Origin of the sequence: Anabaena sp. WA102, from assembly GCF_001277295.1 — a bacterium.
GTDB lineage: Bacteria > Cyanobacteriota > Cyanobacteriia > Cyanobacteriales > Nostocaceae > Dolichospermum > Dolichospermum heterosporum.
This window is the reverse complement of record NZ_CP011456.1, coordinates 1,727,293-1,737,511: the sequence shown is the minus strand read 5'-3', so window position 1 is coordinate 1,737,511 and position 10,219 is coordinate 1,727,293. Positions and strand designations below refer to the sequence as shown.

4 protein-coding genes and 1 pseudogene are annotated in these 10,219 nt (G+C 41.7%); 3 read left to right on the top strand and 2 right to left on the bottom strand.

Translation table 11 applies throughout. From position 1 onward, the window contains the following. Window positions 1-358: 358 nt before the first annotated feature. Complete coding sequence (locus AA650_RS07570) at window positions 359-592, bottom strand: hypothetical protein (RefSeq protein ID WP_039200269.1); 234 nt, start codon at window positions 590-592, stop codon at window positions 359-361. 809 nt (window positions 593-1,401) lie between these two features. On the opposite strand from AA650_RS07570, the gene AA650_RS07560 reads away from it, so the two are divergent. Continuing rightward, window positions 1,402-3,444 (top strand): NAD(P)/FAD-dependent oxidoreductase, encoded by a 2,043-nt coding sequence (locus AA650_RS07560; RefSeq protein ID WP_053538558.1) that lies wholly within the window; start codon window positions 1,402-1,404, stop codon window positions 3,442-3,444. Window positions 3,445-3,844: 400 nt separating this feature from the next. Here the strand turns inward: AA650_RS07560 and dnaX are convergent, their stop codons facing one another. After that, entirely contained in the window at window positions 3,845-6,178 is a 2,334-nt protein-coding gene (gene dnaX / locus AA650_RS07555) for a DNA polymerase III subunit gamma/tau (RefSeq protein WP_053538557.1), read from the bottom strand. Window positions 6,179-6,897: 719 nt separating this feature from the next. Here dnaX and AA650_RS07545 point away from each other — a divergent pair. Together AA650_RS07545 and AA650_RS07540 are read left to right on the top strand one after the other, a co-directional pair. After that, entirely contained in the window at window positions 6,898-7,545 is a 648-nt protein-coding gene (locus tag AA650_RS07545) for a hypothetical protein (RefSeq protein WP_234413334.1), read from the top strand. A gap of 13 nt (window positions 7,546-7,558) precedes the next feature. Next, a pseudogene (locus tag AA650_RS07540) lies at window positions 7,559-10,120 on the top strand (tetratricopeptide repeat protein); the annotation flags it as partial. Window positions 10,121-10,219 lie beyond the last annotated feature (99 nt).

Here is a 10,219-nt window from a genome sequence, read left to right as displayed (position 1 = left end):
CCCTGTGTTTTCTAACTTTCAGTAATTTTTGTTCTATCAATTTGGTCTTATTCCCTAATACCTTGTCCAAATTAGAAAAAGCCTTGATTTGTAGGTTGGGTTGTGGAACGTAAACGTTCGCGGAGCAATTAGCATAAAACCCAACAAATGCGTTGGGTTGCGCTGTCGCTTAACCCAACAAAGCAGGAAATGGACAAGGTATTGATTCCCACAATAGATCATATCTGAAGGTGGAACGATAGCTTACCTTTACGTAACTTGTTTGCGTAGCATTCTGTAGAAAGCGCTAAAAAATAAGTATTAATACTGGAGCAAGCAACCAATTAGTTATGACCTTCTCAAGTATATATTGTAGGTATTAAGGAAAGTTTTCCCATGCTTGAGTAACCAACTGACTTAACCAGCGTCTTTGTTGTCTATCTAACATTTGATCATCCGCTAATACTTGGGTCGTTAATTGATCTAAGGACTGACCCTGGGCGCGAACAACTCTAACTACACCAGCAATTACCGCAGCAACTAGTTCTTCATCAACTGGCTGTTTTCTGAGTGCAGATATTTCTTGGGGACTGTCTGGGATAGGATAATTCATGGCGTGGGTTTAGGAAATTTACAATATGAACAATAAACATAAGAATTCAGGGGTCAGGAGTCAGGATGTAGGGGCGCAGGGCTTGCGCCCAGTCAGGAGTCAGGAGTATGGCTAACGCCACGCCACGCTATCAGGAGTTTAGGAGAAAGAAATTGAAGAATAGAGAATGGAATTTCTCCCCTGTTCCCTGTTCCCTGTTTCCTTCCATCTCAAACCTTATGTATCCTGAGTCCTTATACTTGATAAATTATAAGATCTCGCGGTAAGTGGGAAACTCAGTCCTTTTAGGGCTGAGAGGGAAGCGACACGAGCGATTTTAACCGCTGTGGATATTAAAATTGAAACCAGATTTTTGATTGGAATCTGGAAACCAACTCCCATTTCTGGGGTAATGTTAGCTAGATGCCTCCGGCACGCTGGCGCGAACGACCTGTTATAAGAGCTTTTTAGACTTGCAACACTGTTTCAGTGACCTTAAAACTGTTTAATTGCAAATGACAGAGCAGGGAACTAGTGAAGCAGCGCGGTCTTGGGGGTTTCCCCCATGAGCGACTGCTGAACCCCGAAGGGGCAACGCATTCGGTGGGTGTCGTGACTCAAATAACGGCTACCATGAGAGTAAACTCAGGGTGGTCTGGTCAGTACGGCTTGCTTGATTTCTCTTACAAGCCCAGTCCCTTTAGGGCTGGGTTACTGACTAAAATTCTTTATGGGATCTTTATGAAGTTAATCAGCGCAGATTCTAACCTAGTTTCTGCCTTTTTTTAATCTGTCTAACTGAGTAGATTGATAGGAGATATCAGAAAAATATGCAAGAACTTCTTTATTTAGAAATTCCTACGCCCGATACAGTATCCGTTAGCAAATGGCTACAAACAGATTTTGTTGTTGAAAATGGGCAAAAATTAATTACCCCAGATGGTTTGCGGTTGAGAGGCGCGGTTCAAAGTACCACTTCTGGTGATGTAGAACTGTCTATATTTGTGTGGTCGGTGCAGCGAACAACTTATCTCAAGGTATTCCGTTGGGGAGATGAACCTTTTCCAGGGGAGAGAGGTATTCTCCAATCTCTGACACAGGAAATTAGAGGTCGCTTTCCTAATTGCTACCCGGAACTACCTGTCATTGATGCCCAAAATTCAATTTTCGCAGAGCTAGAACCTTATTATCCCTTAACTGTTAAGTATTTTCAGAAAATGTCTAATGGGGAATATCACCTCAACCGGGCTTACTGGTGGGAACAACGGTGGCGCGAAGGGGTAAGAAATCCGCAAAAGCCCCGTCAAGTGGTATTTTATCAAGGGAATAGCCAGGAAACATCACCTGTTCTTTCTCCTGCTGCTAGTCCTGAGTATGACCTAATTTATATTGGTGGTGCTTTGGGGTCAATTCATGCCGCAGTCATGGCTAAATTGGGCTATAAGGTGCTATTGGTGGAAAGATTACCTTTTGGTAAAATGAACAGAGAATGGAATATTTCTCGTGATGAGATCCAAAGTTTAATCAATTTGGGTTTGTTAACAAATGCTGAATTAGCAGAAATTATTTCTAGGGAGTATAAGGACGGTTTTAATAAGTTTTTTGATGGGAATAATCCTGCTAAGTTAAAATCCCCTGTTCTCCACACTCCTACTGTTCTGAATATAGCTTTAGATTCAGAAAGGTTACTGGCATTATGTGGAGAAAAACTTCAAGCTGCTGGTGGTGATATTTGGGACGAAACGGAGTTTTCCCAGGTGAATATTAGTTCTACACAAGTTGCTATTAATGTCAAACATTTGCCTACTGGAAATGAACGGCAAGTGAGTGGAAGGTTGTTGATAGATGCAATGGGAACGGCTTCACCGATTGCTTGGCAATTAAATGGTGGTCGGGCTTTTGATAGTGTGTGTCCAACGGTGGGAGCGGTGATTGAAAAGGGCTTTGAACCTGGGGTTTGGGATTCTGAATATGGGGATGTTCTCTATAGTCATGGGGATATTTCTAGGGGACGACAATTGATTTGGGAGTTGTTTCCTGGGGTTGGGGAAGAGTTGACGATTTATCTGTTTCACTATCATGAGGTGAATGAGCAAAATCCCGGTTCTCTGTTGGAAATGTATGAGGATTTTTTCACAATTTTGCCAGAGTATCGGCGTTGTGATTTGGATAAATTAGTGTGGAGGAAACCCACTTTTGGCTATATACCGGGACATTTTAGTGTAGATAGTAGCGATCGCACTATTGCAGTTGATAGATTAATTTCCATTGGTGATGCTGCTTCTTTGCAGTCTCCTCTAGTTTTTACTGGTTTTGGTTCTTTAGTCCGCAATTTAGACCGATTAACTACTCTGTTAAATATCGCGCTCAAACATGATTTATTAAGTCAGCAACACTTAAATAAAATTCGGGCTTACCAAAGTAATGTGGCGGTAATGTGGTTGTTTTCTAAGGGAATGATGGTTCCCACGGGCAAATTTATCGCCCCCCAAATGATAAATGCGATGCTGAATACTTTCTTTGGGTTATTAACAGATGAAACCCCGGAAGTTACAGATAATTTCATTAAAGATCGTTGTGATTGGTTCACTTTTAACCGTCTAGCTTTGAAAGCAGCCCTGAAAAATCCGGCTTTATTATTGTGGATTTGGCAATTAGCTGGTTGGCGAGATTTATTACGTTGGCTGGGTAATTATGTTAGCTTTGCTCGTCATGCTTTAGTCAGTCTGATTTTGGGGACATGGTTTCCAAAATTCTTAAAATGGAATCAATCTTGGTTAGAAAATCGCTTTCCAGGATTATGGTTACAATTGTTAGTAATTAACTATGCAATTTCTACTGGTAGACCACGATTACCGCCAGTGTTGCGTTAGTTTTAGGGACTTCCAAGAAATAAATTATCCTGATTAACGAACCACGGAGGCGCAGAGGACACAGAGGAATAAGGGTTTGAGAGATTTTTGCGTTAGGTGGTTTATCGGTTGTCAAGAGATTGCTTCCTTTCACTCGCAATGACAACTCATGCAGCACAGGTTTATTAGAGACTTCCAATCAAAAAAATATCCCAAAATTTCTTGTGGTGCGGGACGAATTGCCCGCTAATCATCAAGGACGGGCAAGGATGCCCATCCCACAAAATTGGATCATTTTTTTGTGGAGTTCTCTTAGGAACGCAAATTTAATAACCTGCAATTCTGATGTAATCTGGAATGGTGCGTTACGCTGTCGCTAACACACCCTACTTTTGCACCTTATTTAATTCACATTCCTTATTTAATTATATTCATCATCAACATAGGATTCATATATCTCCGGTGTTTCTGCGGAACTAACAGAGTCCGATAGTTGGAAACTGTCATCTGTCATCCGAATAATTTCTCCCGAAAAGAATTTGGCTAAACTTTCCGCAGCTTTAACGACTCCATCATGATCCCAATTTGATGGAGATGGTGACACCGGTGGCGGAGAAAGAGTTTGTACTGGTGCTGTATTGGTAACAACAGGCTCAATTTGGACTGGTGTAGGTGATGGCGTGGATACTGTAGCTACTGGTTGTGGTGTGGGTTGTGGTTCTGGTGTTTGTTGATATGTTTGTTGGGGTGGTTGTTGAACTGGAGGAGAAGTTTGTGGTGGTGGATTTCTTCTGGTAGATGTGGCGTTTGCAGTGGTAGCTTTTTCTAAAGTAACTTGAATTTCTTGCTGGAAAGTTTGTCTAAAGGCTGTGGTGATAATAGGTAAATAAGATTTCACTTTGTCATACCAAACCGCTTTTACACCTACACGGGCAGTATGACCATTAAATTCCATTAAATGGCACATTTGACCCAGTAATGCTTGTGTGGGTAACTGTTGAATATGTCCACGAACTTGTTGCCAAAGTTGAGTTAAATCGTATTGTGAACCTTCTCCTGGTGGTTGTACTGCTGCTGTTTGATAGTTGGTAGGTGGTGGTGGAGGTAGAGGTTCTGATGTTGGTGGTGCGAAATTAACAGATGGATTATGATTTGTGGGTGGATATGCTGGTGGTGCAGCAACGGGTGGATAGGTTGGGGTTGCGGTTGTATTGATTCTTGGCGGGATATTTGCAGTTGGGATTTGAATATTGGCACTGGGTAATAATCCCAGTAATGTTACTTCTAACCATAACCGGGGTTGAGTGGTGTTTTTTAGTTGGACTTCGGCTGTTCTCAGGTGTTGTTGTCCTAGCAAGATGGTACTGATGTCAAATTTTTGGGCAAATTCAACTAATGATGTCCAAGTTGACTGAGTACAAGCCACTAAATCTTGACGATTGGGGGCAGTTTTAGCGATGAGAAAATCTCGATAAAAAGCGGCGAGATTTTGGAGAATAATTAGGGGTTCTCGTCCTCTATCGAGGATTTTCCGGGTAGTGTCTAGGACTATTTCTGCTTGATCTTGAGCGATCGCTTCTAACAATCCAAATAGGTCTTTTTCGCTGACTGAACCCACCAAATCCCAAACTTTATCCGGTGTCACTTCCCCAGCGACTAAAGCTAATTGATCTAATAAACTTTCTGCATCTCTTAATCCCCCTTGGGCAATTTGTCCCACTAAAGTCAGGGAATCATGGGAAATATTAATACTTTCTTTATCGGCAATATGTGTTAAATGTTTTACCATTGCCTCTAACTGAATCCGTCGAAAATCAAACCTTTGACAACGAGAAATAATTGTTGGTAATACCCTTTGTGGGTCTGTTGTCGCCAGAACAAAAACAACGTACTTAGGTGGTTCTTCTAGGGTTTTAAGTAACGCATTAAACGCTGCGGTACTTAGCATATGACAGTTATGTACTAGTAATCCATTAGCTACAAAGTTATGATTATCCTCAACTTCCAGATCATAAACTCGCTCAACTCCAGCGAGGTGAACAGATTCTACCTTTTCCAAATTTGTAAATGAGCGTGCCGCATCCACATTCACAGGGGATAGTATCTTCATTCCTTCTTTTACGTCTTTGGCTGCTATCCATCCCTGATCAGTCCTGATTAAATGATTACTTGTACACTTAATTTCTCTGTGAGTTGTTTTGATAACTAAAGTTTGCTTTTCCCCTTGATCTAACCAACGGACAACTTTTTTAAATTCCCATTTTTTAGAGGATTCATTGTAACTAAGAACTTTTTGTCCTTTAATATTCGGGTTGTCAATGCGAACAAGTCCGGTATTAGTGAGAATTAAAGAATCTCCTGTTAGACATTCATCAATCACATATACTTTATAACGGCACTGCATCGGGGCAAACTGCGCCCGTTCAATCAGTTCCCGGATATTATCAACACCAGTATTACTAGCAGCGTCAATTTCAATAACATCAGTAGAATAGCCTTTAGTAATACCCTGACAGATTTCACAAACGCCGCAGGGTTGGGGGGTTGGCTGGTTGCCTTGGAGACAATTGAGAGATTTGGCGAGAATTCTCGCACTGGAAGTTTTTCCTGTACCTCTGGGGCCAGTGAACAAATAGGCAGGGGCGATTTTCGCTGAGAGGATGGCATTTGTTAGGGTAGTAGCGATCGCCTCTTGACCCACTAGTTCAGCGAAGCTCTTTGGCCGATACTTATGGTGCAGTGGTTCGTAAGACATGGAGACAGGTTTAAATCCGTATATCCCAGGTAAATTTTAGGGTTTTACCATTCTAACAACTCATGGCATTCGATTTTGGATTGACAATTTTGGATTTTGGATTAACTTCACCCTAAGAGAACTCCACAAAAAGAAATGCCCAATGTCATTCTGTTCGCGCAGCGTGCCAGAGGCGTTACGAAACGAAGTGTAGTGAAGAATCTCAAGAGATGCTTCGTTTCGCTATGGCTAACGCCACGCTCCGCGAACGCTACACTCAGCATGACAAAACAGGATCATTTATTTTGTGGCTTACTCTAAAGGACGGGTCTTGTAGCAAGTTTTTTAATCTAAAATCTAAAATTTTTTATTTACAGTCTCTTACGCTGTTGTGTACTATACTACAAACGGTTCATAGTTTAAAGAAAGATGGAACCCCCCTCCAAACCTCTCCAGTATTAAATGTTATTCCTTTTCCCTCTCCTCTTAGGAGAGGGTTAGGGAGAGGCTTTAAACTTGTTCTTTGTGTTATAAAAAAGTCCAAGTTTTAACCGTTTTGAGTATAAGTAGGTTGGCGTTAAAAATTGTCGTTATGACAAGGGAAGAGGTTTTGGGTAACTTTACTTTTCGTTACATATTACTCTTCAAGAAGCCGCTCCGCGTCTACGGTTTTTTTCCGTTCACCTACTTAGTCACTCCCACAGCTAAAATTTTAATAGGCAACATCAATGGTGCATCAAATGTTCAAGCGGCTAATTCAATGGCTCAAAAAAATTTTTCGGCACTTGTTTGGTGGTAAACAAAATCTCACCCTCAGTCGAGAGGAAGTCCCCACACAAGTAGCTCCACCCCTAAGTGATACAGATTTAGAATTTCTATTTACAGAACTACTAGAAGGGGTTCATCAGGTCAAGGGACAAGCTTGGGCGCAAAAATGGTTACATAGTCTTGAACATCGTGTTAGTACGGAACAGTGGTTAGAATGGTTAATCCGTTTTGGAGACAGATTATTAGCATCTGCTAAACCTCATAATGAATTAGCAGCCAGATTAGTCCAACTTGGTGAGCTAGGAGTTGGGGAAATCAGTAATCTGTCCTACGATATAGGCATGAAAGTCTTAACACTTAATCCAGGAGAACCAATTTGGGAATATGACGGTCCTGATGTAATGGAGAGTAATCCCTTAGTATCTGCCAACACAGAGGAAAATTTATCCGAAGGGGAATACAAAACTGTTACCCTAGATGAACTGTTGATGATGTTACAACAGGATGAGAACCTATGTGAGCAAATCTCCCAACAACTAGGAGTGGAAACACAAAATCCCGAAGAGATTATTCAGGTATTGGTTAATCAGTATAATGAAGCGAAGGAACCTTCTGTATAATAAAAATTGGCAGATGTTCAGGTGGCTCTTGCAGTGGCTTAACAGATTTTTACAGTACCCCTTTGGCAGTCTTGGGATAAGTGATCCCAAGTCTAGTCAAGGCAATCTGGTGGCAGATCAACCACCAGAACTTACGAATGCGGATCTAGAGTCCTTATTTAACGAACTCCTAGAAGGAGTACATCAAGCGCGAGGACAACAATGGGCATTCAAGTATTTACAGCGGATGGAACCGCGTATTACTGTTGACCGTTGGATAGATTGGCTGTTGATATTTGGAGACAAATTATTAGCTTCTCCCGCACCGAATCTTCAGTTAGCGGAGCGGATGGTGAAACTGGGTGAGTTGAGTATGGGAGAGGTTAGTAACTTGTCCTATGACATTGGGATGCAGCTATTGCGGCGCAATCTTAATCAGGAGTATGAAAGTACGCAAGAGTCACAGGAGTGGGAAATTTCCATCCCTACACAGGAGGAGTTAGATACTCCTGGTCAAGAATTGCTGCGCCAATTTGGGGAGCAAATCTGGCAATATCAGGAAATGGAACCTCTGAGTCATCCACAATCCCCAATGGTTGAGGATCTATTCACTGGTGAGTCTCTAGAGTTAAGTCATGAGTCTTTGGCTGAAGATATTTTTGACAATACTGCCAAGACGGAAAATGACTATCAGAGTTATGAGCATAAAATTCAGGAATTTTCCCAGAATGTTGAGGATGTAATTGCCGATCCAGAATCTCGAATGGAGAAAAGCTGGCACGAGCCTTGGGTAAATTTAGAACCGCAGTTAGCATCCACTTTCGATGAGTTGGTGGTGCGGTTAGAGCAAAGTAACGATCTTGTTCAGCGGTTAGCGTCGGAATTGGCAATTCGTGATGGTCAGATTGTGCAGCAATCTAGATCACAAGTGGTTGTTACTAATCCGGCAGAAAGTTTATTTTATGAAGGGTTACAGCAAGCTAAGGCTGGAAAGTTATTAGCGGCTTTGTATTTGTATGAACGAGCTAGTCAAATCCAACCTCAAGCTTATGAATATTGGTTTAATCAGGGGCTGACACTGTTTTATTTGCAACGGTTTACAGAGGCGATCGCTGCTTATAACCAAACACTGGCTCTCAAACCCGATTTCTATAAGGTTTGGTATAACCGAGGCGGTATTCTCGGTGAGTTGGGAGACTTTGATGCGGCTATTGCTTCTTTTGATCAAGCGATCGCTATTCAACCAAATTACCAACCAGCTTGGTCTAGCAGAGGCTTGGCATTACTCAAGTTAGGTTTGATCGGGGAAGCCATTGATAGTTATGATCAAGCCTTGAATTTAGAACCCCAAGATGCGGAAACTTGGTATTACCGAGGTATAGCTTTAGCTGTGGTTGAGCAATATGCAGAGGCGATCGCTAGTTACGACCAAGCTCTCCATCTCGAACCCAACTATCATGAAGTATGGATAGACCGGGGGGTAGTGCTATTTAGTTTAAAACAATGGTCAGAAGCGATTGAGTCTTGGGATCAAGCTCTGGCTGTGCAACCAGAATTTTATTTAGCTTGGTATAACCGGGGTGTGTCCTTTGAAAACTTAGGTTGTCGGGAAGATGCGATCGCCTCCTATCAACAAGCGATCGCCATCAAACCCGATTTCCATCCGGCATGGTATAACCAAGCTGTAGCCCTATTTTACCTAGATCGTTTCCCTCAAGCCATTTCCTGCTATGACAGTGCCTTGGAAATGAAACTAGACTATTGGGAAGCTTGGCTAGGAAGAGGGGCGGCTGCTGGTCATCTCACCCCCCAACAATCATCACTAATTATCGTTAGTAGCATTTCTGCCGCCAATCCCAACCTGAACTTAGGCGGTTATGAAGGCAAATTAGCCAGTTATCAAGAAGGTTTAAAATATCTTCGCCCCGATACTCATCCAGAAGGTTGGGGAAGATTACATATAGCTGTTGGTAATACTTATTACGAGCAAGGCAAAAAAGAAACTGCACATCGGGATTATTGGCATCATGCCATGTCTGAATACCAATTGGCACTATCCACCCTAACACCAGAAGATTTTCCCGAATTCCATTTAGAAATTTTGCAACTTCTCGCCAAAGTCCTTGTCTGCTTAGGAGAAACAACAACCGCACAAGAACTACAAAAATGGGGAATTGAACTATTACAACAATTACTCACTCAGCCCACCCGTTCTGATGAAAATAAAAAACAACTGTTACTAAAATTCATAGGTTTAGGACAACTAGCAGTTGATTTGGCTGTAAATACAGGAGACCTAGTAGAAGCTTGGGAAATCGCTGAACAGGGTAAAAATAATTGTTTACAGTGGTTAATACCTGATTTAAATTATCAACTTCAGTCGGGGAATTATCACGGTATTCAAAAATTACTGAATCCCTCCACAGCTATAATTTATTGGCATATTAGTCCAGCCGCTTTGCACACATTCATTATCAAAGATCAAGCCCCATCTCCCATTTTACTTTTTACACCTATCCAAGATATAGAAGCAATTCCAGAGGGAGTAAGACGCTTAATTGAGTTTGAACAATGGTTAGCAGATTGGCAACAGTCAGCAACACTATCCAAACTGTTAGAGTTGCAAAATATCTTGAATATTTCCACAATTATTCAAGAATTGGAAGGGGTAGAGACAATCATTTTAATTCCTCAC

Bases quoted from the DNA above. Each gene is read 5' to 3' on its own strand.
- AA650_RS07570 (WP_039200269.1), bottom strand. From the start codon at position 592: ATGAATTATCCTATCCCAGACAGTCCCCAAGAAATATCTGCACTCAGA.
- AA650_RS07560 (WP_053538558.1), top strand. From the start codon at position 1,402: ATGCAAGAACTTCTTTATTTAGAAATTCCTACGCCCGATACAGTATCC.
- dnaX (WP_053538557.1), bottom strand. From the start codon at position 6,178: ATGTCTTACGAACCACTGCACCATAAGTATCGGCCAAAGAGCTTCGCT.
- AA650_RS07545 (WP_234413334.1), top strand. From the start codon at position 6,898: ATGTTCAAGCGGCTAATTCAATGGCTCAAAAAAATTTTTCGGCACTTG.